Raw genomic sequence first — 22,989 nt, 5'->3', positions numbered from 1 at the left:
ATGAGCTGGACCGAACACGCCGCCGCCGTCCTGGAGAACGACCGGGTGCGCCTCACCCCGGTCACCGAGGCCGACCGCGAGGGCATCCGGGCCGTGGCCATGGACCCCGACATCTGGCGCTACTTCGTCGCCGCCGTCGAGACCGACGCCGACTTCGAGGCCTTCTTCGACGCCAACCTCGCCGACCACGCGGCCGGCCGCCGCATCGTCTTCACCCTCACCGACAAGGACACCGGCCGCATCGCCGGCAGCATGAGCCTCGGCAACATGGCCGAGGCCGACCGCCGGCTGGAACTCGGCTGGTCCTGGCTCGGCCGCGACTTCCGCGGCCGCGGCGTCAACCACTGGGCCAAGGCCCTCCTGCTGGAACACGCCTTCGAGGTGCTCGGCGCCGAACGCGCCGAGTTCAAGACCGACGTCCTCAACGTCCAGGCCCGCCGCGGCCTCGCCAACATCGGCGCCACCGAGGAGGGCGTCCTGCGCAGCTTCAACTACATGCCCGGCGGCCGCCGCCGCGACGCCGTCTTCTACAGCATCCTGCGCGCCGAATGGCCCGCCGTCCGGGCGCACCTCGCGCGCGGCCCCAGGAAGGCCGTACCGGCATGAGCGAGCCCGCCGCCGCCGGCCCCGGCATCAGCCACATACGGGCGGGCGGCACCCCGTACGAGATCGGCCGCGCCCACGGCGCGGCCCTCGCCACGCCCCTGCGGGCCTTCCTCGACGACGGCCTGGCCCGCCTCAACCACCTCGTCCCCCGCCCCCTGACTTTGGCCGCCCTGCTCCCGACCATCGCCGCCCACCGCAGGGCCGTCACCGCCTGCCTGCCCGACCTCGCCGAGGAGGTGGCCGGCCTCGCCGACGGAGCCGGCACCTCCGAGGACGAGGCCTGGCTGCTCCAGCTGCGCCGCGAGATCCTCGGCTACTCCAAGGTCCGCACCGGCGGCGACTGCACCACCTACGCCCGCACCGGACCCGGCGCCGGGCCACCCGTCCTCGCCCAGACCGTCGACCTCAGCGGCGACCTCGACAGCCACATCAGCGTCCTGGAGATCGCCCGCGCCGGCACCGCCCGCCGCTCCCTGGTCCTCAGCTTCGCCGGCCTCCTCGGCTACCTCGGCCTCAACAGCGACGGCCTCGCCGTCGGACTCAACCTGGTCCTCGGCGGCACCTGGGGCCCGGGCGTCCCCCCGTACCTGGCCATCCGCCACCTCCTCGACACCGCGGCCGACACCGGCCAGGCCCTCAAACTCCTCGCGGACCTGCCGCTGGCCAGCTCCCGCTCCCTCATGCTCTGCGACCCCGAGCGCGCCCTCTACGTGGAACACCTCGACGGCGACCTCCGCGTCACCGAGGCCGCCGGCCCCGGCGCGCTCACCCACACCAACCACTACCTCCACCCGGACTTCGCCCCGGCGGACGAACTGAACGTCTTCGCCCGCAACTCCTCCCTGCGCCGCCTGCACGCCGCCGCCGAAGGCCTGGCCGCCCTCCCCGCCACCGCGACCCCCGAGGACCACCTGACCCTCCTGTCCCAGCCGCCCCTGCGCGTCCCCGACCGCGGGGACATCCGCGCCGAACGCACGGTCGCCGCGGCCGTCATGCTCCCCGCGGCCGGCCGCCTCCACCTCCGCCCGGGCGACCCCGCACGCTCCCGCAGCCGCGTTTTCGGCCTGTAGGCGCAGGTCGCACCCCCGGGACCGGGGAGGGCCGTGCCAGAGAAAGGAGCACGATGGACGCATGGCTGGTAGACCTCGACCAGGTCGCCCCCCAGGACATCAGCGCGCACTACCCCGAGGGCCTGACCGAGGAGGAGCTGCGGCGCGGTGCCGAGTTCGTCCATGCGCGGGCGGCCCACCGGTTCTTCCGGGCCCGCCTCACCGTCCGCCGCCTGCTCGCCGAGCGGCTCGGGCTCGCCGCCCACGACCTGCGCATCCACTACGACCCGGCCGGCAAGCCCTACCTGCCCGACCAGCCCGGCACACACGTCAGCTGGTCCCGCTCGGACGGGCTGCTGCTGCTCGGCGCCACCGAGACCGGGCCCATCGGGGTCGACGTCGAGCTGGTCCGCCCGTCCACCAGCAGCCTCGACGTGCTCACGTTCGTCTACCCCGGGGCCCCGGACGAGGTCGGCGCCGACACCTTCTTCCACGCCTGGACCCTGCTGGAGGCCGCCGTGAAGGCCACCGGACGCGGACTGACCGACGGCGCGCGGGAGGTCGACCTGGCCTTCGGGCCGGACGGGTCCGTCACCCTGCGCGGGATCACCGGGCACGGGACGCTGCCCTGGCACGGGCACACCGCGCTCCAGCCCACCCGGCAGGACTGCCCCTGGGCGATGACCGCGTTCGTGTCCCGGGAACTGCCGCCGGTGACCGTCCTGACCTGGCCGGACCGCGCCGGCGCCCCCGCGGGGCCACCGGCGCGGTCCGGCGCCGGGGGGCTCAGGACGGGCTGACGACGGGCGTCCCGTCCGGGGCGATCGCCGAGAATCCCGTGTACGGGACCAGCGCGGACGGCACGGCCACCGAGCCGTCCGCGCGCTGGTACTGCTCCAGGATCGCCACCAGCGTGCGGCCCACCGGCAGCGCCGAACCGTTCAGGGTCGCCGCGAAGGCCTTGCGACCGTCCCGGCCGCGCACCCGGATGCCGGCCCGGCGGCCCTGGAAGTCACCGCAGTCGGAGCAGGAGGAGATCTCCCGGTATGTCCCCTGGCCCGGCAGCCACACCTCGATGTCGTAGGTGCGCCGGGCGGCGAACCCGAGGTCCCCGGCCCGCAGTTCCACGACCCGGTGCGCCAGCCCCAGCCGTCGCAGCGCCGTCTCGGCGTGCCCGGTGAGCAGCTCCAGCTCCTCGGCGGCCCGGTCGGGGTGGCAGATCCGCACCAGCTCCACCTTCTCGAACTGGTGCAGCCGTACCAGCCCGCGGGTGTCGCGGCCGTACGAGCCCGCCTCCGCCCGGTAGCAGGGCGTGAACGCGGTGAGCGCGAGGGGGAGTTCGCCTTCCTGGAGGGTCTCGCCCCGGTAGAGGTTGACCAGCGGGACCTCCGCCGTCGGGATCAGCAGCAGGTCGCGGTCGGCGGCGTTCGTCAGGAACAGGTCGTCCTCGAACTTCGGCAGCTGCCCGGTCCCCGTCATCGTCTCCCGGCTGACCAGGTGCGGCACCCCGTGCTCGGTGTACCCGTGCTCGGTGGTGTGCAGGTCCAGCAGGAAGGCGGCCAGCGCCCGCTCCAGCCGGGCCCCCGCCCCCCGGGTCACCGCGAAGCGCGAGCCCGACAGCTTGGCGGCGCGCACCGGGTCCAGGATCCCCAGGCGGGTGCCCACGTCGACGTGGTCGCGCGGTGCGAACTCGAAGCCGGGCACCTCACCCCAGACCCGCCGTACCACCGGCGGGTCCTGCTCGGTCCCGTCGGGGACGTCGGCGTGCGGCCGGTTCGGGACGGCCGGCAGCAGCACGCCGAGCCCGTCCTCCGCCTCCCTGAGCTCCTCCGACACCGACCGCAGCCGCTCCCGGGCCTCCTGGAGCCGGGCCCGGGCGGCCGCGTCCGGCGGGCCGCCGACCTTCGCCGAGCGGTTCTGCTCGGCCCGCAGCTTGTCCCGCTCGGCGATGAGCCGGGCGCGCCGTTCGGTCAGAGTGCGCAGGGCGTCCCGGTCCAGGACGTAGCCGCGGCGGGCCAGGTCGGCCTCCGCCTCGTCCTGGAGCAGGCTGTGCGGGTCGTGCATGACGGCTCCTCGGTCTCGTTACGGGATGTCCTGCGGCTGCGGTACGTCGTGGGCGGCGGTGGCGACGGCCCGGTACCGTTCGGGCGCGCGGGCCCGCAGCCAGCCCGCGTACCCGAGTCCGCCGAGCGCGGCGGCGACCATCAGCCACGGGATCCGGTTGACCCAGGCGGAGTCGGTGCCGGTGACCAGCGCGAAGTTGTCCAGCAGCAGCCACAGCGCGCCCGCCAGCCCGGCCAGGGCCAGCGCCGGCGCCAGCCGGGTCCGCCACCAGTGGGCGTCGGGGTGCCGGCGGAAGAAGACCAGCACCGCCACCGCCACCGCCGCCTGGAGGGCGACGATCCCGACGGTGCCCAGGGCCAGCATGGTCGTCGCCAGGGTGGTGTACGGGTGCGCGCCCGCCAGCGCGAACACGCCGCAGACGAGGGCCGTGGCCACCGACAGCACCACGCTCGCCCGGTGCGGGGAGGCGTGCCGCGGGTGCACCCGGGCCAGCGAGCCCGGCAGCACCCGCTCGCGGCCCAGGACGAACAGGTAGCGGTTCGCGGCCGTGTGCAGCCCGAGCAGCGCCCCGAACAGGCTGGTGCACAGCAGGACCTGCATCACACCGGTCGCGAAGCCGCCGAGGTAGTCGTCCGACAGCCGGAAGAACAGGTCGCCCAGCTCCCGCTGCGCGGTCCCGGCCACCCGGTCCGCGCCGACCGCCCCGACGGCCGCCCAGCTGATCAGCGCGAAGAACACGGTGATGAGCACGACGGACGCGTACGTGGCGACGGGCACGCTGCGTCTGGGGTCGCGGCTCTCCTCGCCGTACAGCGCGGCCGCCTCGAAGCCCACGTACGAGATCAGGGCGAACATCAGCGCCACCCCGAGCCCGGGGGCCAGGACGGTGCCGGGCGCGAACGCCGCGGCGGGCAGGGTGTCCGTCCCGTGCCGCACGCCGATGGCCAGTGCCAGCAGGCCCAGCACCGCCACCTCGGCGATCATCAGCACCGCCAGCAGGCGGGCGCTGAGGTCGATCCGCCGGTAGCCCATCACGGCCGCCAGGACCAGCGCCCCGCCGGTCCACACCGGCCAGGGCACGGGCAGGCCGTGCGCGGCGGAGACCAGTTCGGCGAAGTACCCGAAGGCCCCGGCCACGCCCGCGACGGCCGCGGTGTAGGCGACGACGGCCGTCAGCCCGCCCGCGACGGCCAGGGGCCGGCCGAGCCCCTGGCCGATGTACGTGTAGAAGCCGCCCGCCCCCACCACGTGCCGGCTCATCGCCGCGTACCCGACGGAGAAGCAGAGCAGTATCAGCCCGGCGAGCGCGAAGGTGGCCGGCACCCCCGCCCCGTTGCCGATGGCGTAGGCGAGGGGCACCGAACCCACCACCCCGGACATGGGGGCCGCGGCGGCGACCACCAGGAAGACGATCCGGGGGGTGGTCAGGGTCCGGCGCAGCCCGGGCGCGGCGGCGGGGGCCCGCCGCTCCGTTCTCGCGGGAATCGTGGAGGTCACCGGGACTACCTCGGGTGGGTGCGGATCAGGTCGACGGCCTCCGGGATGCCCATGTACGGCAGCCGCACCTCGGCCATGTCGTCCGTCCACCGCTCGGCGAGGTCGTAGCGCTCCTTCGGGGTGGTCTCCAGCAGCTTGCAGCCGGGGAACACCTCGTAGTCCTTCAGCAGCTCGGCGTGGGCGAACATGCCCTGCTGGAAGAGCTCCTCGCGCTCCAGCACGAACTCCTCCGACGGCAGCTCGTCCCACAGCTGCCGGCCGCGCCGGATCAGCTCGATCAGCCGGGGCCGGTACGAGGGGTTGCGCGCGAGGTGGTCGCGGACGATCGAGCTGCCGACGGTCAGGTGGCGGATCTCGTCGATGGACGCCCCGCGGGCGATCTCGGCGGCCGCCGGGTCGAGCAGCGTCCACTTGCGCTCGCTGAGCTCGGCGGCCGGCGCCAGCACGCCCTCGATGACGATGGTGAACACCGCGACCGCACCGATGAAGTCGCCCTCGTCGCGCACGACGGTGGTGGCGAACTCGGCGATCGGGTTCAGCACGCGCCGCGTGTAGTCGGTGCCCTGCTCCCTGATGAACTCCAGCAGCCCCGCCTCGGGCACCCCGAGGTCGACCAGGTGCTTGCGGAAGATCATCGCGTGCCGGGCCTCGTCGACCACCTGGGTGGTGAAGAACTCCTGCTCGACGACGCCGGGCGCGCCGATGACGTAGTGGGACAGCACGTTCACGGCCCGGGACTCGGCCAGCGACCGGTTGCCCAGCTCCAGCACGAGCGCCTCGCGCAGCGGGCCCTCCTCGCGCATGTGCGCGGGGGTGACGGCGTCGTGCCCGGCCTCGGCCCGCCCGCGCAGGGTCCCCTGGGCGACGGCCGACAGCCAGTACCCCAGGTCGCACTCCTCGGCGGTCAGGGTCATCTCCTGGGCGCCGTCGAGCAGGTTGGGCGCGCGGTCCCAGTCGGCCTCGACGGGGATCTGCGGAAGGGTGGTCATGACGCAACCTCACTGGGAGAAGCGGGAACGGAGACGGAAGCGGCGGGGGTGACGCAGGCGCTGTGCATACGGCCGGCGAAGCTGAGCATCGGGGAGTCGACGGTGTGCGAGCCGCCCGTGACCTCGGCGAGGAGCATGTCGTGGTCGCCGACCTGGTGCCAGCCGAGGACCCGGCAGGCCATGTGGGCGAGGCTGCCGCCGATCAGCGGGGCCCCGGTGAGCGGGTCGGTGGACCAGTCGAAGCCCTCGAACTGGGCGTCGCCGAGCGGGCGCTGCGGGTTGGCGAAGCGGCGGGCGACGTCCTGCTGGGCGGAGCCGAGCACGTTCACCGAGAAGCGGCCGGCCCGGCGGACCATCGACGCGAACGTCGAGGTGGGCCGCAGGCAGGCGCCCAGGACCAGGGGGTCGCGGGAGAGGGTGACCACGGCACTGGCGGTGGTGCCGTGCCGGACCCCGTCACGGCTGACGGTCAGCACCGTCACGCTCGACGCCAGCCGGCGCAGGGCCAGGCGGGCCGCGTCGGGGTCCTCGTACCCCTCGGCGGACGCCGAGGGCGAGCGGTCCGTCAGCCAGGCGGGATAGCGGCTCACCGGTTCACCCCGACGGCCGGAGCGGAGACGCCCGTGGCGGCGAGGGTCGCGGGGTGCTCGTCGTACGGCAGCGGGACCGGCCCGTCGGTGGCCGAGCGGCGCTTGAGCATGGCCGTCAGCTGGTGCACCAGCGGGGTGTCCTCCGGCTCGAAGGGCAGCCCGAACGGCTTGAGGAAGTTGCCGAAGACGCCCCGGTCGCCGAAGACGTGGAACGGCAGGGCCAGCAGCGCCCACTCGGGCCCGATCAGCCACATCCACAGCAGGCCGACCGCGGCCACGCTGAGCAGGCTGTGCATCGAGTTGTACAGGACGTAGAACGCCTTGTGGATCTGCTTGTCCGCGCTGCGCCGGTAGGCGATCGCGCCCGGGATGTAGCCGATCAGGTCGATGTACAGGAACAGGCCGATCGCCGCGAACCAGTTGATGTCCATGAAGTGCCACAGGATGAACCCGATCGTCACGGCGAACGCGACCAGGTACTCCAGGCGGTGCAGGCTGAAGGTGACCGGCGATTCCACCGGGTTCTTGATGTCCATGAAGGGTGTCCTTACTGCGGGCGGGCCGCGCGACGGGATGCTGCCGGCGGGTCAGGACAGGCGCAGCGGGCCGCCGGCGAAGTAATCGGCCAGCTCCGCGGCCACGCTCGCCCGCGACGGCGGGTGGAAGGCCAGGGCGCGGACCGCTGAGGCCAGGTAGGCCACATCACCCGAACGGATGTAGGCCATCCCACCGAGCATCTCCACGGCCTGGTCGACGGTCTGGGACAGCAGGTCCTGCGTGGCGTAGCGGGCGGTCAGCACCGCCGCCACCGCCTCGTCGCCCTCGGTGCCGTCCTCCAGCGAGCGGGCCGCGCCCTCCACGAGCGAGACCGCCGCGTCCATCCGGACCGCCAGCTGCGCCCGCTCCGAGGCGCTGCCCCGCCCGCCGGCCAGCACCTGCGCGACCAGCGTGGACGCGGCGCCGACGTACGAGGAGGTGGCGAGGAGCTCGAACCAGGTGAACCCGGCCGTCTGGAGGTCGTCGAGCCGGTCGGCGTCCTCGGGGGTGCTGTGGATGACGAGGTCCTCGGGGACCTCCACGTCGGTGAGCCGGACCTCGTGGCTCTGCGAGGCCGCCAGCACCGGGGTGGCCCAGAACGGCCGGGTCTCCACACCGGGGGAGGAGGCGGGGATCAGCATCAGCGCCAGCGCGGAGCGCCCGTCCTCCTCCGTCACCTGCACGCTGGCCGTCAGCACGTCCATCGAACCGGAGAGGCTGCACGGCTTCTTCGCGCCGTTGACCCGGTAGCCGCCCGGGGTGCGCTCGGCGACGACGGAGGGCGCGAGGATGTTCTGGTCGGTCCGCCCCTCGGCCCAGCCGGACGCCAGCAGCAGCCCGTCGGAGGCCACCGCGGACATCAGCTTGAGCTGGGCCGGGGTCAGCCGGTCGGCGGCCTCCGCCAGCCGGAACAGCATCGCCACCGTGAAGTGGTGCATCGTCGTGGCCACGCCCAGCGAGGGCGAGACGGAGGCGATCGCCCGCTGCACCCGGACCGCCTCCAGCGGACCGGCGGCCGCACCGCCGTACGCGGCCGGCACGAGCAGCCCGGGCCCGCCGTGCTTGCGGTACAGCTCCAGCACCGGGCTGTCCGCGCCCTCCCGGGCGGTGAGCGGCAGCTCTTCGAGTGCGTCGAGAAGACCTGCGTGGAATTGCTCGCAGATCCCGCGCGCTGTCGTCAGGGAACGCATCGCCGTGTTCTCCTCGGGCTCTCTCGGGCTCTCTTGGATTTCGCGTCCGGATCTTCGGGATTCCCGTCGGTCCGAAAGTCGAATATGCAGAGAGAGTCTTCCAGTCGCCATCTGACTGAGGCCTGACGCTCATCTGACCAGCGGTTTTGCCTGACCCTCCCCTGACGGGCGACTGACCGCGGGCGGCTGCGGCCTTGTGGGGGCCGGCGCCCCGTGCCATAAGTAGCGGTAGTGCTGCCGCGAGAATGGATTTCACATGACCGGAACGATTCTGGAGACGGATGTCGCGCTCGACGCCATCCGGCAGTACGCGGACGCCGGAAATCCGAGCGCGTATTTCGCCTTCAGTGACGGGAACAGCTATTTCCGGCTCCCGGACGGGCCCGGGGTGATCGTCTACCGGCCCGTCGGCCGCTACCTCGTCCAGTTCGGCGGCCCCTTCGCCCCCTTCGCCCCCGCCGGCCCGGACGGCCCCCGCGCCCGCCTGCTGGCCGCCTTCAGGGCCTTCGCCGCCGAGCAGGGACGCGAGATCGTGTCCGTCCAGCTCCAGGGCGCGGACGCCGACGTCTACGTCGACCAGGGCTTCACCGTGAACCAGATGGGTGCCTCGTACGCCGTCGACCTGGAGACCTTCACCCTGGCCGGCACGAAGTTCATGCAGCTGCGCAACAAGATCTCCCGGGCCCTGCGCAGCGGCCTGGAGATCAAGGAAGTCCCCTACGAGGACTACGCCGGGCAGATCGGGGAACTGGACGCCGCCTGGCTCTCCACCAAGGGCGAGGGCGTCAAACCCCTGGAGTTCCTCGTCGGCCAGACCGGCGGCCGCTATCAGCACCTGCGCCGGCTCTTCGCCGCCGTCCGCGACGGCGAGCTGATCGGCTACGTCTCCTACGCCCCGGTGTACGGGCCGCAGCCCGGCTGGATGCACGACCTGAGCCGCCGGCAGCCCGACTCCCCGCCCGGAGTGATGGAGGCCCTCAACAAGGCCGCCATCGACGTCTTCACGGCCGAGGGAACCCGCTGGCTGCACTTCGGGTTCACCCCCTTCACCTCCCTGACGGCCCCGCAGTTCCCGGGCCACAGCCTGGGCTTCCACTGGTTCATGGAGCACCTGTGGGAGCACGGCGCGCACATCTACCCGGCGCGCACGCAGCTGGAGTACAAGCAGAAATGGGCGCCCTCCGCCGTCCTGCCGGAGTACATCGCCTTCCAGCACGGCGCGAGCCTGCCCGCGCTGGTCCACGTCTTCCGCGCCTGCAACGCGGTCTGAGAGGGAGGCAGACGATGACGACGTCCGAGGAGATCCGGGCCCAGGGCCTGCTGGTCGTGGACCGCTTCCAGGCCTGCGCGGCCGCCCCCGACGACCTGGAGGCCGCCCGCCTGTGCGACGAGGACCTCACCCGCCTGGACTCCATGCTCCGCACGGCGGGGGAGTAGCCCCCGCGCAAGGACCCCGCCGGGCGGCCCGGCGGGGTCCTTGCGCGTGCGCGGGCACGGCAAGGAGGGGGTGGTGGGGAGGGACCTCCCCACCACCCCCTCGGACGGTGTCAGCGCAGCGCCGGGCGGGTGCTGATCAGGGTGCCGGCCGGGCCGCGGACCAGCATCGGGCGCCGGCGCAGGGCCGGCTGCGGGCCGACGGGGCGGAACACGTGGGCGACCAGCAGGTCCTGCACGGCCGGGCCGTCCGGGCCGGCCGCCAGCTCGTGGCCGTCGTACGCGACCACCCGCCGGTCGAACAGCAGCCCCTGCCCCGGAGCCGGTTCCGCCTCCAGCAGGGGCACGCGCGGGCCGGTGCCGTACAGCCGGGACCGGGCCGTCCCGCCCCCGGTCCGCCCGACCACCGCCACGAGGGCGAACTCGCAGGCGTCCGGCACCGGCCCGGGCAGCCGCACCGGGACCGTCGCCCCCGCGGGCGCCACGGTCCGTACCCGGTGCAGTTCGATCAGCCGGTCCGCGTGGACGTCCAGCCACGGCCCGCACAGGGCCCGCCGCAGCAGGGCGGAGAGCCCGGCCGCGAGCCCCCGGTCGGCGGCCCCGCCCGGGGAGCCGGGCGGGGCGGCGGGCCGGAACAGCCAGTCGTCGTCCGCCGTCCAGGACATCCGCAGCCGCAGCGCCGGCTGCGGGGGACCGGGGAAACCGGCCGCGACCGCCTCCGGCACGGGGTCCAGGCCGACCAGCGCGAAGCCTTGCTCCCGCAGGGACACGGCTCAGCCCGCGGCGACGGGCGTGCGCTCGGCGGAGAGCCGGGCCAGGTCCAGGCGCTCGTCGAGGTGGCGGGCGGAGGAGTTGGCGCGCCACAGCGCGCCGCGGGCGATGCCCCGGCGCATGTAGGCGGTGTCCGCGCTCGGGATGACCACGTTGTGGAACCAGCCCGCCGCGTGCTGCGAGTCGATGGTGATGTGCAGCCGGTGGTAGGTGATGCCGACCTCGGGCAGGCCGAGGCGCTCCCAGGCGCGGACGACGTTGCGGAACCGGTCGGGGGCCAGCCACTCGGTCATCCCGAGGAAGCCGACCGCCTCCGGGTACAGGTGCCGGTAGCGGCACAGCAGCACCGCGAGGTTGCCCGAGTGCAGGTCGGTGGTGGTCATGGCGGCCTCGAGGTCCTCGTTGCGGACGTCGAAGACCTCGTAGATCTTGTTGAAGAGGTGGGTGTGCACGGCCTCCGGGTCGCCGTTGCCCATCTCGTCCCAGTAGTTGGCGGCGATCTCCATCTTGCTGGCGCCGGCCGTGCCGATCTGCATCATCGCGAGGAAGTCGTCGAAACGGCCGTCGATCAGGGACTCCTGGATGACGTACGTGCGCAGGTCGTCCTCGCGTGCCTCGCGGTTGATGAACTCCGTGTAGTAGGGGTGCTTGAAGGCGCGGTGCTTGCGCACCAGGCCCTTCAGCCAGGACAGGAACGCCTTGGGCTCGGTGGGCGCGGACTCCAGCAGGCCGGGCTCCAGGTGGGCGTCCTCGGCGGCCAGGGTGGCGTTCTCCAGCATGCGGGTGACCTCGTGCAGCAGCACCGAGCCCTCGGCGCTCGGCCGGTCGGGGATCTGCATCACGGTCTGGTAGATGCGCGAGAGCAGGAGCTGCTGGTGGTAGTGGGCGTCCTCGCGGGCGGGGCCGGCCACGGCCGCCGCGTTCAGGTCGGTGACGGCCTCGACGATACGGGCGCGCTCGCCCAGGAACTTGGCGTCGATCTCGTCGGCGTCGACGGTCAGCCAGGACGAGATCTCGTCCACGAGCGCGGCGGCGTCCGTCCTGCGGAGCACGGGAACGGTGTGGTGGTCGCTGCTGGGCAACTGCGTCTCCATGTCTGTCGGGGTCGCTCGGGAAAGCGACGCCTGTTCGGGTCGCGCCGGGCTGGGGAAGGGAACGTGCGGATCCGTCGACGGGACCCCGGACGGGAGGGGCCGGAAGGGGCCGGAAAGGGCCGGATACGGTCGCTCCGCGGGTCCGGGGAGGACGAGACGGGCGCGTGGGGAGGCCCTGTCGGGCGGTCCGGGCGCCGCATGCCAAAGACACGCGCATCCCTGGTATCGGATCGGGATGCGCGTGCCTGGGATGAGCACCTGCGGAGAGGGCAGGATTCGAACCTGCGTGGGCAGAGCCCGTCCGGCGAAGAGCCGGACCCCGTTCGGCCGCTTTGGGTACCTCTCCTTCGGCCTTTCTTGTGCCATCAGCTTGGCACGCGGCGGCTGACACGGGGCTGATGGATATCTGAGAGGAGAAAATCGGCAGCCGGCCCGGATCGGTCAGGGCCCCATCAGCGCCGACCGGGATAGTGAAGGGCGATCGATCCCGAACCGATCCCGACTTCTTCACGACGTACACAGGGAGTTCCCGTGACCGCCGAGACCGCCAAAATCGCCGTTTCCCGCCTCTACAACGACGAGAACGGCGAATCGCATTTCATCGACGAGCAGCTGGAGGTGACGGCCCTCAATTTCGCCCCGCCCGCGCCGTCGCTCTTCGTCTCCGAGGGCATACCGGCCAAGCAGGCCGTCTACCTGTACATCCCGGCCGGCTGGTTCGGCGACTTCCACCCGGCGCCGCGCCGCCAGATCATGACCCTGGTCAGCGGCAGGATGGAGTGCGGCGTCAGCGACGGCACCTGGCGCACCTTCGTGCCCGGCAACACGCAGCTGGTCGAGGACACGGTGGGCAAGGGCCACGCCACGAAGGCCCTGGAGGACTGCGTGATGATCGTCTCCCAGCTGGCGGACTGACGCCTCGTCACCACACGTGAAGGGCCCGGGCCTCCAAGGCCCGGGCCCTTCTGGTTTCCGCCGTCAGCCCTTGACGTAGCCGAAGCTCTCGACGAGCTTTCCGCCCTCCAGGCGGTGCACGTTCACCCCGCGGACGAAGTCCTTCGGACCGCCGCCCCAGCGCAGCGTCCAGCGGCAGACGGAGCGCTCGCCGGCCACCCAGACGTCCTCCACCTCGAAGGTCATGTTCTCGTTGCCCGCGATCGCGGTCCAGAACTGCAGACATTCGTCATAACCGACGTGCTTGGTGCCGTCGGGGGCCGGTCCGGAGTTCTCCAGACGGCAGTTCTCGCCGAGGATGTCCTTCAGCAGGCCGGGGTCGTGCAGCTGGAATGCCTGGTTGAACTGTTCGATAACCTTGCGGGTCTGCTCGTCGGACATCGGAACTCCTCACGTCTCATGACTCTGCATGGATGGCGGACCGTCGGACCGGCCGGACGGACCGCACCGGCCGGGGCCACAGGAGAAAGTAATACAGTCCAACGGCCCGCTGTCCAAGGCTTTGGGAGTTCCGGCCATTCGGGTCAGTCGCACGTCAGTGCCAGCCGCCTAGCTTCGTAGTATGACCACAGCAGACAGTGCGCCTCTCGCATTGGCCTATCAGCAGGCCACCGAATATCTGACGGGCCTCGCCGAGCGGCCGGTGGGTGCCACTGCCGGCTCCGAACAACTGCTGAAAATGTTCGGTGGCCCGCTGCCCGCCGGACCGGCCGACCCGGCCGGGACCATCGAGGTCATCGGCCGCGCGGTGGCCGAGGGCGGCATCCCGACGGCCAACGGCCCCCGCTATTTCGGCTACGTCACCGGCGGCACCCTGCCGGTCGCGATCGCCACGGACTGGCTGGTGGCCGCCTACGACCAGACCGCCAGCCTGTACAACCTCTCCCCGGCCATCGCCGTGGCCGAGGACGTCGCCGCCCAGTGGGTCCTGGAGCTGCTGGGCCTGCCCGCGCACGCCTCCGTCGGCTTCCCCACCGGCTGCACCATGGCCCATCTGACCTCGCTCGCGGCCGCCCGCCACAAGCTCCTCGCCGAGGCCGGCTGGGACGTGGAGCGCGAGGGCCTGGGCGGCGCCCCGGACGTGGCCATCGTCGCGGGCGCCCAGCACCACATGACCATCGACCTCGCCGCCCGCTACCTCGGCTTCGGCACCGCCCGCATCCGCAACGTCCCGGTGGACGACAAGGGCCGCATGATCCCCGCCGAACTGGAGCGCACCCTTTCCACCCTCACCGGCCCAGTGATCGTCTGCGCCCAGATCGGCGACGTCAACTCCGGCGCGATCGACCCCGTCGGGGAGATCTGCGACATCGCCCACCGCCACGGCGCCTGGGTCCACGTCGACGGCGCCTTCGGCCTCTGGGCCGCGGCCAGCCCGAAGCTCCGCCCCCTGGTCGACGGCGTGGAACGGGCCGACTCCTGGGCCCTCGACGCCCACAAGTGGCTCAACGTGCCCTACGACTGCGGCATCGTCGTCATCGCCCACCCCGAGGCCCACCGCGCGGCCATGCTCAACGAACGCGCCGGCTACCTCCCGCCGGGCACCGACGGCGAACGCGACGCCATCGAATGGGTCCCCGACTTCTCCCGCCGCGCCCGCAGCCTCCCCGTCTGGGCCGCCCTGCGCACGCTGGGCCGCGAGGGCGTGGCCGAACTGGTCGAACGCTGCTGCGACCACGTCCGCCACTTCGCCGAGCGCCTCTCGGGCGTCCCCGGGGTGGAACTCCTCAACGACGTCGTCCTCAACCAGCTCCTGGTCCGCTTCGGCGACGACGACGAGACCACCCGCCGTGTCATCGCCCGCATCCAGCGCAGCGGCGTCTGCTGGTTCGGCGGCACGCTGTGGGAGGGCCGGGCGGCGATGCGCGTCTCGGTCGTCAACTGGCGCACGACCCGCGAGGACGTGGACCGCAGCGCGGACGTCATCCTCGAGTCCCTCGCCGCGGAACTGACCCCCTGACCCCCTCGGCCACCCCCCGCCCCCGGCCGGCCCCGATCCCCCGGGTCCGGCCGGGGGTGCGCGTCAGACCTCGCCGACGGTCATGCCGCAGAGAGGGACGGCTTGTCAGGGCCAAGGTCAGGGCAGATCCCGGACCATGACCGCGTAGAGGGGCGAGTCGTCGGAGGGTTTGGCCTCGTCGCGCTTCTCATAGCCCCACCTCTCGTACAGAGCCCGCACCTTCGTGTGGGTGGAGTCCACGAGGAGCGTCGCGAAGTCCGCCTCGACGGACCGGACCAGCGCGTCGTGGATCCGCTGGGCCCTCCCGGTGCCCTGCCACCGGGGCACCACCATCAGCTCGGACAGCGCGAAGATCCGCCCGCGCACGCCGTCGGGCCGATCGGCCCCCTTCCACCACCCACCGGGCTTGAACTGCGACCCGTACGCGTACCCGACCGGGCTGCCGTCCTCCCACCCCGAGACACACGTCCAGTCCTCGCGCCCCGACCACAGGTCGACGAAGTAGGAGAACCGCTCGCGCGAGTGGAAGGGGTCGGCGTCGTCCGCGTACACCTCGTCGTGAACGTCCAGGAGCAAGGAGCGGACGTTTTGCGCGTCTGCGTGCGCGTACCACTTCAGGTCCATCGTCGTGACTCCTCGATCCAGCTCACGACCTCGGGCTCCTTCGTTCCCGTGGCCTGGATGACTTGGCGTGTTGTGGCAAGCGTGTTCGCCGTACGCTGCGACCCGGAATCCGGCGGCAGCATCCCGTACGCGCGGCGTCCTGTTGCACAGGCCAGCTCCACCTCGCCCTGCCGCGCCTGCGCCAGTGAAAGGTGCGCCGTATACAGGGCCTTGTTGCGGATCATTCCTGACGGAATCGCGGCGAGGGTGCGGTGAAGGCAGGACTCGGCCCGGTCATGCTGCCCGAGTGCCGTCCAGACGTACGAGGACAGGGCGTCGAACTCGGACCGGCTGTAGAACGAGATCCAACTCGACGAGTCTTCTCTCGGTGCGAGCGCGAACGTCTTGGCGGCGAGGTCCAGCGCCCTCGTCGACTCCGCAGGCTGACGCAGCCGGGCCAGAGCATTCGCACGCCGCATGTGCCCGAGCGAGGCGTACAGCGGGTCGCGCCGGGCCACCGACGAACGCTTCATCACCTCCGCGCCGGCCGCTGCCTCGGCGTGGTTTTCCCGCTGGCTGGAGGTGAGCATCAGGTGATCCCAGACCCGGTACATGCTCTCGGCATCGCGTGCGAGCCCTGCCAGGGTGAATGCGCGGTCGAGATGAGTCCGGGCTCGTTGCGGCGCGCTCGCGTCGATGGCAGCGAAGGCCGCCAGGCAGGTCACTTCTGAGGCGAGCCGGTACAACTGGCGCTGAATGCGTTCCGAGGCGCCGCCGCCCGCGAGAGAGGACTGAATCCGCGTAGCCAGTTCGACCGCCCTGTGCTCGACACTCCGTGCACCGCCGAGCTGTGAATCGTCGTGTAGAAGCCGGGTGTACTCCAGGTGAAACCTGCTCGTGTCCAGCTGGCCCAGCCGCAAGCGTCGTGTCGCGCCGACAGCGGCTGTCCCGGTTGCTGCGACAAGGAAGGTTCGACGGTGCACTGGATCCTCCGCTGGTGCGGCAGTACGTGGTGGGTCGAACCCTAAGTCCCGGGTGGGGCATCCGAAAACCGCTTCCAGCGCAGCACATGTACGGCCGATTGGCCGCCTCGTGGCGCCGTTCACCAGGTTCCGCACGGTCCGTGCGGACACCTCACCCGGACGTCCTGTGATCTCCAGCAGAGCGATGTTCATCTGAGCTGCCAACTCGTCCTGGGTGAGGCCGAGATCGAGCATCTTCTGCTTCAAGACGGCGTTGACTGCCATGACACCGGAACGTAGCCCGATCCTCACTCTCCGCACCAGGGGAGTCGCAAAGCATACGCAAAGTCTTCCGGTTGTCTGGTGCGCCGCTGCCGGGCAGCCTTCCTGTTCCTTGCAGGTTGCGGGCCCTTGACTGGTGCCAGCCGCCAGGGGCGAGTGCGTCCTTGGCCGACCTCGTTGATGACGGTAGGGAGCCACCTTGGCCAGTTCATTTCCGCGCGACGTGCTGAGCGTGGACACCCCCGGCAGCCCGGACACCGGCACCGCCCCGCTGCCCCCGCCCAGCGCCGACCTGCTCGACCGGGCGCTCGTCGGGTGGGAGCGGTTCCTTCTCGGGGTCTTCGCGGAGGCGTCGGATGAGTGAGTGCTACGAGTACGTGCCGCACCGGCTGCTTCGGCAGCGGGTCCGCGACATCGCGTCCGGGGTGGAGGGCGTTCTGATGGCCGTGGTCAACGAGAACGTCTCGGACACCGCTGTCGAGCGGTGGGTGGAGCTCGCGTACATCCGGGGCGCGTCCGGCCGTGAGTTCACCACCGCCGTCGGGAACGTCCAACCCGTCTGGACATGCCCCGCCGGGCCCCTTTGAGCCTGGCCGGCACGGGCTACGCGGCGGTGGGCTCCCAGGTGAAGCCGTCCGGGTCGGTGAAGGTGTCGGTGGTGCTGCCGAGGACGACGCGGTGCGAGCCCGTGCCGTCGACCGGGACGCCGAGGTCCTTGGCCAGGGCGCGGCGCTTGTAGAGGGCGAGCTTGACGGGGGTGGTGGGGCCGGCGGCGAATTCGACGTACTTGCTGCCGAAGCTCTTGGCGACCGTCAGGCCCCGGTCCGTGTAGAACTGCCTGGTGGTCTTGACCGCCTCGACGCCGAGGAGGAGGACGATCTCGTCGATCCGGCCGGTGTCGGGGGCGGTGTTCTTCTTTTCCGAGGTGGCGATCTTCCAGATCGTGCCGTCCGGGGCCCGGACGACGCCGCCGTAGCCCCACAGGGACTTCGTGGCGGGCTTGAGGACGGTGGCGCCGGCGTCCACGGCAGCGTTGAAGAAGCCGTCGACGGTGGCCGGGTTGGAGACCGTGAGGCCCAGGGTAAAGCCGCGGAATCCGGTGGTGTGGGCCTCGGACGGCCGCAGGTGTACGTGGGCGCCGACGCCGAAGGCGGTGTAGAAGTGGCGGGCGGCTTCGACGTCGGCCACCTCGAGGGTGACGGAGGCGAGGGACGTGGTGGTGGAGGCGGTGGTTTCCATGGCTCTCACGCTACGGGCGGCACGGCGGCCGGTGCTTCTCGAATCCTGACCGGTCGTCCGCCGCCCGTCCGGGGGCCTACTGGAGGTCCGACTCCTCGCAGCGGGCCACCCAGGACGCGAAGGGTTCCTCGGGGGAGGTGCGGCCCGCCAGGTAGGCGCGGGTGACGCGTTCCACGTAGTCCGGGAGGTCCGCCGCCGTGGTCTTCAGGCCGCGGAGCTTCTTGCCGAAGCCGCCCTCCTGGTCCGCGGCGAGGCTCAGGCTGCCGCCCAGGTGGATCTGGAAGCCCTCCACCTGGCGGCCGTCCTCGTCCGCCACCAGCTGGCCCTTCAGGCCGATGTCGGCGACCTGCGTGCGGGCGCAGGAGTTGGGGCAGCCGTTGAGGTTGATGTTGAGGTCGGGGAGGTCCGGTTCGCCCGACAGGCGCTTCTCCAGTTCCGCGACGAGGGTTGCCGCCCGCTCCTTCGTCTCGACGATCGCCAGCTTGCAGTACTCGATCCCCGTGCAGGCCATCGTGTTGCGCCGCCAGGGCGAGGGGCGGGCCTGGAGGCCGATCTCCGCCAGGTCGGTGATCAGGGGCTCCGGGTCGGCGACGTCCAGGACCAGGAGCTTCTGGTACGGGGTCAGACGTACGCGGCCGCTGCCGTGGGTTTCGGCGAGGTCGGCCAGGGCCGCCAGCCTGGTGCCCGAGAGGCGGCCGGCGACCGGGGCGGCGCCCACGTACGACAGGCCGTCGTTCTGGGGGTGGACGCCGATGTGGTCGATCGGGGCCGGGGGGAGCGCGGGGGCCGGTCCGTCGAGGAGGGGGCGGCCCAGGTACTCCTCCTCCAGGACGCGGCGGAACTTCTCCACGCCCCAGTCGGCCACCAGGAACTTCAGCCGGGCCCGGCCGCGCAGCCGCCGGTAGCCGTAGTCGCGGAAGAGGCGGGCTACCGCCGCCCACACGTCGGGGACGTCGGCGAGGGGGACCCACACCCCCACGTGCTGCGCCAGGATCGGGACGGTCGACAGGCCGCCGCCCACCCACATGCCGAAGCCGGGCCCGTGCTCGGGGTGGACCGCGCCCAGGAAGGCCAGGTCGTTGATCTCGTACGGGACGTCCGGCAGCCAGGACACCGCCGACTTGTACTTGCGCGGCAGGTTGGAGAGGGACGGGTCGCCGACGTACCGGGCGGCGATCTCCCGTACCGCCGGGGTCGCGTCGAGCACCTCGTCCGCGCCGACCCCCGCCACCGGGCTGCCGACGATCACGCGCGGGCAGTCCCCGCACGCCTCGGTCGTCGACAGGCCGACCTCCTCCAGCCGCCGCCAGATCGCCGGCACGTCCTCGATCCGCACCCAGTGCAGCTGGATGTTCTGCCGGTCGGTGACGTCCGCGGTGTTGCGGGCGAAGCGCATCGAGACGTCGGCGATCGCCCGCAGCTGGGCGGCGTCGAGGGTGCCGCCGTCGCTGCGCACCCGCATCATGAAGTGCTCGTCCTCCAGCTCCTCCGGGGCGAGCGAGCCGGTCTTCCCGCCGTCGATGCCGGGCTTGCGCTGGGTGTACAGCCCCCACCAGCGCATGCGGCCGCGCAGGTCGTCGGGGTCGATGCTCGCGAAGCCCTCGCGGGAGTAGACCCGCTCGATGCGCTCCCGGACGAGCAGGGGGTCCTCGACCGCCTTGAACTCCTCGTTGGCGTTGAGCGGTTCCCGCTCGCCCAGCGCCCACTGCCCCTCGGGGCGCTGGGCGGCGGCGGGGCGCGCGGATCTGGCGGTCCGGACCGGCGGCGCGGCGACTGTTTCCGTCATGGTCCTGCTCCTTGTCGGGTCGTCAGGTGGTGCCGAGGCCCGCTACGGGGACGATCATTCCGCTGGGCAGCCAGTTCGCGGACGCGCCGTGGTGGTGGCCTCCGGCCGCCGCGGGACCGCCGCTGCCGGGCACGTACAGCACGGCGGCGGCGTACAGCTTCGCGGGCGCCGGGCCCGCGGTGCCGCGCGCCGCGCGCCAGGCCTCGTACCCGGCGGCGGTCGGCACCTCGCCGGGGAGGCGCTCGCCCAGCGCGGCGGCGTACTCCACCGCGGCCGGGCTGGTCGGGGCGTAGCGCAACGGGATGAGCTGGCCCGCGCTCGGCGAGAGCAGCGGCGCGGTGAGCAGCCAGGGCGCCAGGTAGGTGCCCTCGGCGACGGTGCGGCCGGCCTCGACGTCGTGGACGGCGGCGTCCGCGCCCGCCCAGCCGGAGGTGACGACCAGCGGACGGCGGGAGGAGGCGTCGGGGGCGGTGACGGAGATCCCCGCGCGGGCGGCGGCGGTACGGACCTCGGCGGCCGCGGCCCGCCCGCGCGGCGAGTCGTCCTCGACGAGGGAGACGGCCCGGGTGCCGCGCCCGGCGAGGAAGGAGACGGTCTCCCGCAGCGCGGCCGCGTCCGCTGCCGCCAGGGCGTCGGACGGGCAGCCGGCCGGCGGCTTCGCACGGCCGCCCAGCACCGACCCGGCGGCGGCGCTCGCGCACTCCGGCCCGTCGGCGCCCCGCAGCCCGGCCGGGGCCGGCGCGGCCCCCGCGCGGCCGGTGTCCACGGCGAGGGGGGCGACGGCCCCGCCGGCGGAGACCCACACCTGCCCGGGCCCGGCCGGCAGTTCGACCGGGACCCAGGTCAGCGCCGACCCGGGCCGGGGGCCGCCCTTGGCGAGGCGGTCCCGGACGGTTCCGGCGGAGGCGTCGGGGGCGGCGACGGCCACCAGGTTGTACCCGGGCCGGTTCGGCACCACCAGCACCGGCACCCGCTGCCCACCGAGGCCGACCGAGCCCAGCACCGGCCCGCCGCCGGCCGGGACCGCGGCCCCGCCCCCCGACGGGCCCAGGCTCCCGGCCAGGGCCGCGCAGGCCGCCGCCGCGGCGAAGTACGCCGTGGCGGCGGAGCGGCGGGCGAGCAGCCGCGTCCGCAGGAGCAGCAGCACGCCGAGCGCCAGGGCGGCGGTCAGGACGACCGCCGCCAGGAGGACTGCGTTCACCGCCGGACGACGCTGTCGCTGACCACGAACAGCACGCCGTGCGGCTGCGCGTCGCCGTATTCGCCGTGCGGCCAGGAGGCCCGGTTGAAGCCGACGCACGGCTTGCCGTTGTTCTCGTCGCGGAAGGACCGGTCGAGGGTCACCCGGCCGCGCCGGTCGAGGTCGAACATGCACACCCGGTGGTCGCCGCCGCCGCCGAAGGACCCGGCGACGAAGTAGTTGGCCACCGCGATCCGGCTGACCTGCGTGGTCTCCCGGTAGACGCCGTCGGCGCCGCGCTTGAAGTTGTCCATGGCGCCCCAGTGCGGGCCGCCGGAGCTGACGTCGCGGATCGGGACGGTGCTCACCAGCTCCGGGCAGTCCCGCTCCCGCCCGCCGCGGCTCGCCTCCGCCAGCTCGTCGACGGAGCACTTCGCGCCGTCGCCGGCCGCGAGCAGCTTCTGGATGTCCAGCACGTAGATCATGCCCGTCGTCCGGTCCAGCGGCTTGCCGTAGGGCACCGACTGGCCCATCACCGTGTGGAAGAGGAACCGGTCGTCGGGGCTGACGGCCAGCCAGCTGCCGTTGTCGCCGCTGCCGGTGACGTCCTTGTCGCTCTGGAAGGTCCGGTAGGCGGTCGTGTCGTCGAAGACCTCCTTCCACTGCGGGGCGGGCGCGGTGATGTCCGGGGTGTAGAAGACGGCCCCGCCGGCCATCGAGGAGACGAACGCGCCCTTGTGGCCGGGCCGGTTGGTCAGCGCGGTCTCCATGACCACGCGGGACTCGCGGAAGAAGGCCCGCTGCTCCTGCGCCCCGCGCGGCCCGTCGGCCACCTTGGACACCGACTTCAGCACGGGGTCGTCGCGCTTGGTGATGTCGAAGACCCGGACGGTCTGGCGGGCCAGGTTCTCCTTCAGCGCCGAGTCCGGCGTCATGAAGTTGCGGGCCTCGGCGAAGTCGCTGGCCACCATGACGTTCAGGTCCTCGCGGACCGCGATGCCGTGCGGGTTGGCGCAGGTCGCGGCCGGCAGCGCCGGGATGTTGCCGCACTGCGCCGGGTCCTCGCCCGCCTCGGTGGCGGCCGGGATCTCGGCGAGGGTCCGGCCGTCCTGCCCGATCCGGACGATCTCGCCGGGCGAGCCCGCGGCGCCGTTGCCGACCCGCACCTGGCCGTTGGTGTAGGTGCAGGGGCCGGTGACGTTCGGGCCGCCCATGTACGTGCCGTACGCGGTGCCGTCGCTCAGCACCTGGTAGGCGTCGGGCAGGGTGCCGCAGGGCGTGTCGGCCGCGGTGTTGACCCCGGCGATGGTCAGCGCGGGCAGGGCCTTCGCGTCGAACACGAAGGTGGTGTCGCTCATGATGCCGCCGGCGTAGATCCGGTCGCCCTTGTGCCACACGTACTGCATGTGGTGCGGCTCGTTGCCGTTGCCCGGGCCGACGGTCACGGTGTTGGCGACCTTGCCGTACGTGGGGGAGCCCGGGGTCGCGTCGATGACGGTCAGGAAGTCGGGCGCGGGCTGCTTGGCCGGGCCGGCCCAGACCAGCATCCACTGCCGGCCCGGGCCTCCGGCGGGGGCCACCAGGTGGTTGGTCGCCGAGTAGGTGACGCCGTCCGAGCCCTGGAAGGTGGAGGTCCAGGTCTCCGGCGTGCCGGCGGCGGCGGGTTCCGCCGCGGTGAGCATGGAGGCGGTGAGTCCCACCGCCGACAGACAGAGTGCGAGGCGGCGTATCAGCCTTCCTCGGCGCGGTCCTTGCAGGCTCATTTCTCCGCGTGCCCTCTCCGGGGATATCGGACAGAATATGGGGGGAATCGACGGCGCTATTTCCGGTCACTGTCGCACAAGGGCGCTGGCGGTCCGCTGATGAGTCGCTTACCGCGCCCTGACCGCGCCCCGCAAAACCCCTGAAATCAAGGAAACGTGATGGTCAGTGGCTTTGGGTGGCTGGTTCGTCCGGAAAATACCCCCGATCAGCGGACCGTCAGTGCTTTATGTGTCGGCATTGCTAATCTCGGCTCAGAAAATTCCTGACCGGTTCGCCGCGTTCCCCTTTCTGAAGGAGCCGCCGGGTGACGACGATCCAGGCACACGGAGATAGGAAAGAGCTGGCCGAGCGGGCGGGCCGGGAGCTGGAGGACGCCTCCGCGCCGGAGATCCTCACCTGGGCCGCCGACACCTTCGGTACGAGGTTCTGTGTGACCTC

The 22,989-nt window shown here is 72.5% G+C and carries 24 protein-coding genes, 1 tRNA gene and 1 pseudogene; 10 read left to right on the top strand and 16 right to left on the bottom strand.

Going from position 1 to position 22,989, the window contains the following annotated elements:
• Genes ACFY15_RS32065 through ACFY15_RS32055 form a run of 3 tightly spaced genes read left to right on the top strand, consistent with a single transcriptional unit; the run spans position 1 to position 2,455 of the window.
• Positions 1-606 carry a GNAT family N-acetyltransferase gene (locus tag ACFY15_RS32065; protein ID WP_390690598.1) on the top strand — a complete coding sequence of 202 codons (606 nt, stop codon included), beginning with the start codon at positions 1-3 and terminating at the stop codon, positions 604-606.
• Positions 603-1,676 (top strand): C45 family autoproteolytic acyltransferase/hydolase, encoded by a 1,074-nt coding sequence (locus ACFY15_RS32060; RefSeq protein ID WP_390690597.1) that lies wholly within the window; start codon positions 603-605, stop codon positions 1,674-1,676. Before ACFY15_RS32065 ends, ACFY15_RS32060 begins: the two co-directional genes overlap by 4 nt.
• Before the next feature lie 53 nt (positions 1,677-1,729).
• Positions 1,730-2,455, top strand: coding sequence for a 4'-phosphopantetheinyl transferase family protein (locus ACFY15_RS32055; RefSeq protein WP_390690596.1), 726 nt, complete (start codon positions 1,730-1,732; stop codon positions 2,453-2,455).
• Here the strand turns inward: ACFY15_RS32055 and serS are convergent.
• From serS to ACFY15_RS32025, 6 genes are read right to left on the bottom strand one after another with little or no spacing between them, the layout of a single operon-like run.
• Positions 2,442-3,719 (bottom strand): serine--tRNA ligase, encoded by a 1,278-nt coding sequence (gene serS, locus ACFY15_RS32050; protein ID WP_390690595.1) that lies wholly within the window; start codon positions 3,717-3,719, stop codon positions 2,442-2,444. The two genes, ACFY15_RS32055 and serS, sit on opposite strands and share 14 nt — an antisense overlap.
• 18 nt (positions 3,720-3,737) lie before the next feature.
• Positions 3,738-5,216, bottom strand: a complete 1,479-nt coding sequence (locus tag ACFY15_RS32045) for an APC family permease (RefSeq protein ID WP_390826555.1) — start codon at positions 5,214-5,216, stop codon at positions 3,738-3,740.
• Positions 5,217-5,221: 5 nt separating this feature from the next.
• A complete protein-coding gene (locus ACFY15_RS32040; protein WP_390690593.1) occupies positions 5,222-6,205 on the bottom strand; it encodes a VlmB-like protein in 984 nt (327 codons plus the stop codon).
• Positions 6,202-6,795 (bottom strand): flavin reductase family protein, encoded by a 594-nt coding sequence (locus ACFY15_RS32035; protein ID WP_390690592.1) that lies wholly within the window; start codon positions 6,793-6,795, stop codon positions 6,202-6,204. Before ACFY15_RS32035 ends, ACFY15_RS32040 begins: the two co-directional genes overlap by 4 nt.
• Positions 6,792-7,331 carry a hypothetical protein gene (locus tag ACFY15_RS32030; RefSeq protein ID WP_390690591.1) on the bottom strand — a complete coding sequence of 180 codons (540 nt, stop codon included), beginning with the start codon at positions 7,329-7,331 and terminating at the stop codon, positions 6,792-6,794. The genes ACFY15_RS32035 and ACFY15_RS32030 overlap by 4 nt, the downstream gene beginning before the upstream one ends.
• Before the next feature lie 51 nt (positions 7,332-7,382).
• A complete protein-coding gene (locus ACFY15_RS32025; RefSeq protein ID WP_390826554.1) occupies positions 7,383-8,522 on the bottom strand; it encodes an acyl-CoA dehydrogenase family protein in 1,140 nt (379 codons plus the stop codon).
• Between the two features lie 256 nt (positions 8,523-8,778).
• Between ACFY15_RS32025 and ACFY15_RS32020 the strand changes: the two genes are divergently transcribed.
• Entirely contained in the window at positions 8,779-9,792 is a 1,014-nt protein-coding gene (locus ACFY15_RS32020; RefSeq protein WP_390826553.1) for a bifunctional lysylphosphatidylglycerol flippase/synthetase MprF, read from the top strand.
• Positions 9,793-9,806: 14 nt separating this feature from the next.
• A complete protein-coding gene (locus ACFY15_RS32015; RefSeq protein WP_390690588.1) occupies positions 9,807-9,959 on the top strand; it encodes a hypothetical protein in 153 nt (50 codons plus the stop codon).
• Positions 9,960-10,069: 110 nt separating this feature from the next.
• Here ACFY15_RS32015 and ACFY15_RS32010 read toward each other — a convergent pair whose 3' ends face one another.
• From ACFY15_RS32010 to ACFY15_RS32000, 3 genes are all read right to left on the bottom strand, one after another.
• Positions 10,070-10,726 (bottom strand): hypothetical protein, encoded by a 657-nt coding sequence (locus ACFY15_RS32010; protein WP_390690587.1) that lies wholly within the window; start codon positions 10,724-10,726, stop codon positions 10,070-10,072.
• Positions 10,727-10,729: 3 nt separating this feature from the next.
• On the bottom strand, positions 10,730-11,821 hold the full coding sequence (locus ACFY15_RS32005; RefSeq protein ID WP_390690586.1) for an iron-containing redox enzyme family protein: 1,092 nt from the start codon (positions 11,819-11,821) through the stop codon (positions 10,730-10,732).
• Between the two features lie 261 nt (positions 11,822-12,082).
• A tRNA-Lys gene (locus ACFY15_RS32000) sits at positions 12,083-12,167 on the bottom strand.
• Between the two features lie 185 nt (positions 12,168-12,352).
• Here ACFY15_RS32000 and ACFY15_RS31995 point away from each other — a divergent pair.
• On the top strand, positions 12,353-12,736 hold the full coding sequence (locus ACFY15_RS31995; protein ID WP_042815963.1) for a hypothetical protein: 384 nt from the start codon (positions 12,353-12,355) through the stop codon (positions 12,734-12,736).
• 63 nt (positions 12,737-12,799) lie between these two features.
• Here ACFY15_RS31995 and ACFY15_RS31990 read toward each other — a convergent pair whose 3' ends face one another.
• Positions 12,800-13,156 (bottom strand): nuclear transport factor 2 family protein, encoded by a 357-nt coding sequence (locus ACFY15_RS31990; protein ID WP_390826552.1) that lies wholly within the window; start codon positions 13,154-13,156, stop codon positions 12,800-12,802.
• A 181-nt stretch (positions 13,157-13,337) separates the two neighbouring features.
• On the opposite strand from ACFY15_RS31990, the gene ACFY15_RS31985 reads away from it, so the two are divergent.
• Positions 13,338-14,735 (top strand): pyridoxal phosphate-dependent decarboxylase family protein, encoded by a 1,398-nt coding sequence (locus ACFY15_RS31985; protein WP_390826551.1) that lies wholly within the window; start codon positions 13,338-13,340, stop codon positions 14,733-14,735.
• 117 nt (positions 14,736-14,852) lie between these two features.
• On the opposite strand, the gene ACFY15_RS31980 is transcribed toward ACFY15_RS31985, so the two are convergent.
• Together ACFY15_RS31980 and ACFY15_RS31975 are read right to left on the bottom strand one after the other, a co-directional pair.
• Positions 14,853-15,359 carry a GNAT family N-acetyltransferase gene (locus ACFY15_RS31980; protein ID WP_390826550.1) on the bottom strand — a complete coding sequence of 169 codons (507 nt, stop codon included), beginning with the start codon at positions 15,357-15,359 and terminating at the stop codon, positions 14,853-14,855.
• Positions 15,350-16,585: a helix-turn-helix domain-containing protein gene (locus tag ACFY15_RS31975; RefSeq protein WP_390826549.1), complete on the bottom strand. Its 1,236-nt coding sequence runs from the start codon at positions 16,583-16,585 to the stop codon at positions 15,350-15,352. Before ACFY15_RS31975 ends, ACFY15_RS31980 begins: the two co-directional genes overlap by 10 nt.
• Before the next feature lie 196 nt (positions 16,586-16,781).
• Between ACFY15_RS31975 and ACFY15_RS31970 the strand changes: the two genes are divergently transcribed.
• Both ACFY15_RS31970 and ACFY15_RS31965 read left to right on the top strand, forming a co-directional pair.
• Complete coding sequence (locus ACFY15_RS31970; protein WP_390826548.1) at positions 16,782-16,946, top strand: hypothetical protein; 165 nt, start codon at positions 16,782-16,784, stop codon at positions 16,944-16,946.
• Positions 16,939-17,169 carry a hypothetical protein gene (locus ACFY15_RS31965; RefSeq protein WP_390826547.1) on the top strand — a complete coding sequence of 77 codons (231 nt, stop codon included), beginning with the start codon at positions 16,939-16,941 and terminating at the stop codon, positions 17,167-17,169. Before ACFY15_RS31970 ends, ACFY15_RS31965 begins: the two co-directional genes overlap by 8 nt.
• 16 nt (positions 17,170-17,185) lie before the next feature.
• On the opposite strand, the gene ACFY15_RS31960 is transcribed toward ACFY15_RS31965, so the two are convergent.
• The 4 genes from ACFY15_RS31960 to ACFY15_RS31945 all read right to left on the bottom strand — a co-directional run bounded on the left by ACFY15_RS31960 (position 17,186) and on the right by ACFY15_RS31945 (position 22,487).
• The gene (locus tag ACFY15_RS31960; RefSeq protein WP_390826546.1) at positions 17,186-17,821 is read right to left on the bottom strand and encodes a glyoxalase; all 636 of its coding nucleotides are present in this window, start codon (positions 17,819-17,821) and stop codon (positions 17,186-17,188) included.
• 76 nt (positions 17,822-17,897) lie between these two features.
• Positions 17,898-19,607, bottom strand: a complete 1,710-nt coding sequence (locus ACFY15_RS31955) for a nitrite/sulfite reductase (protein ID WP_390826545.1) — start codon at positions 19,605-19,607, stop codon at positions 17,898-17,900.
• A 22-nt stretch (positions 19,608-19,629) separates the two neighbouring features.
• Complete coding sequence (locus ACFY15_RS31950) at positions 19,630-20,808, bottom strand: hypothetical protein (RefSeq protein ID WP_390690577.1); 1,179 nt, start codon at positions 20,806-20,808, stop codon at positions 19,630-19,632.
• On the bottom strand, positions 20,805-22,487 hold the full coding sequence (locus ACFY15_RS31945; RefSeq protein ID WP_390826544.1) for a hypothetical protein: 1,683 nt from the start codon (positions 22,485-22,487) through the stop codon (positions 20,805-20,807). Before ACFY15_RS31945 ends, ACFY15_RS31950 begins: the two co-directional genes overlap by 4 nt.
• 368 nt (positions 22,488-22,855) lie before the next feature.
• Between ACFY15_RS31945 and ACFY15_RS31940 the strand changes: the two are divergent.
• Positions 22,856-22,989: pseudogene (locus tag ACFY15_RS31940) on the top strand (phosphoadenylyl-sulfate reductase); the annotation flags it as partial.

It is taken from the genome of Streptomyces sp. NPDC001373 (assembly GCF_042895815.1).
In the GTDB taxonomy this organism is placed as follows: domain Bacteria; phylum Actinomycetota; class Actinomycetes; order Streptomycetales; family Streptomycetaceae; genus Streptomyces.
The sequence above is the reverse complement of the archived record's forward strand: the minus strand, read 5'-3'. Positions and strand labels throughout refer to the sequence as shown.

Coding starts and splice junctions, on each gene's coding strand:
- ACFY15_RS32020 (WP_390826553.1), top strand. CDS start 8,779: ATGACCGGAACGATTCTGGAGACGGATGTCGCGCTCGACGCCATCCGG.
- ACFY15_RS32005 (WP_390690586.1), bottom strand. CDS start 11,821: ATGGAGACGCAGTTGCCCAGCAGCGACCACCACACCGTTCCCGTGCTC.
- ACFY15_RS32060 (WP_390690597.1), top strand. CDS start 603: ATGAGCGAGCCCGCCGCCGCCGGCCCCGGCATCAGCCACATACGGGCG.
- ACFY15_RS32025 (WP_390826554.1), bottom strand. CDS start 8,522: ATGCGTTCCCTGACGACAGCGCGCGGGATCTGCGAGCAATTCCACGCA.
- ACFY15_RS32055 (WP_390690596.1), top strand. CDS start 1,730: ATGGACGCATGGCTGGTAGACCTCGACCAGGTCGCCCCCCAGGACATC.
- ACFY15_RS31975 (WP_390826549.1), bottom strand. CDS start 16,585: ATGGCAGTCAACGCCGTCTTGAAGCAGAAGATGCTCGATCTCGGCCTC.
- ACFY15_RS32015 (WP_390690588.1), top strand. CDS start 9,807: ATGACGACGTCCGAGGAGATCCGGGCCCAGGGCCTGCTGGTCGTGGAC.
- ACFY15_RS31980 (WP_390826550.1), bottom strand. CDS start 15,359: ATGGACCTGAAGTGGTACGCGCACGCAGACGCGCAAAACGTCCGCTCC.
- ACFY15_RS31985 (WP_390826551.1), top strand. CDS start 13,338: ATGACCACAGCAGACAGTGCGCCTCTCGCATTGGCCTATCAGCAGGCC.
- ACFY15_RS32030 (WP_390690591.1), bottom strand. CDS start 7,331: ATGGACATCAAGAACCCGGTGGAATCGCCGGTCACCTTCAGCCTGCAC.
- ACFY15_RS31955 (WP_390826545.1), bottom strand. CDS start 19,607: ATGACGGAAACAGTCGCCGCGCCGCCGGTCCGGACCGCCAGATCCGCG.
- ACFY15_RS32040 (WP_390690593.1), bottom strand. CDS start 6,205: ATGACCACCCTTCCGCAGATCCCCGTCGAGGCCGACTGGGACCGCGCG.
- ACFY15_RS31990 (WP_390826552.1), bottom strand. CDS start 13,156: ATGTCCGACGAGCAGACCCGCAAGGTTATCGAACAGTTCAACCAGGCA.
- serS (WP_390690595.1), bottom strand. CDS start 3,719: ATGCACGACCCGCACAGCCTGCTCCAGGACGAGGCGGAGGCCGACCTG.
- ACFY15_RS31965 (WP_390826547.1), top strand. CDS start 16,939: ATGAGTGAGTGCTACGAGTACGTGCCGCACCGGCTGCTTCGGCAGCGG.
- ACFY15_RS32065 (WP_390690598.1), top strand. CDS start 1: ATGAGCTGGACCGAACACGCCGCCGCCGTCCTGGAGAACGACCGGGTG.
- ACFY15_RS31960 (WP_390826546.1), bottom strand. CDS start 17,821: ATGGAAACCACCGCCTCCACCACCACGTCCCTCGCCTCCGTCACCCTC.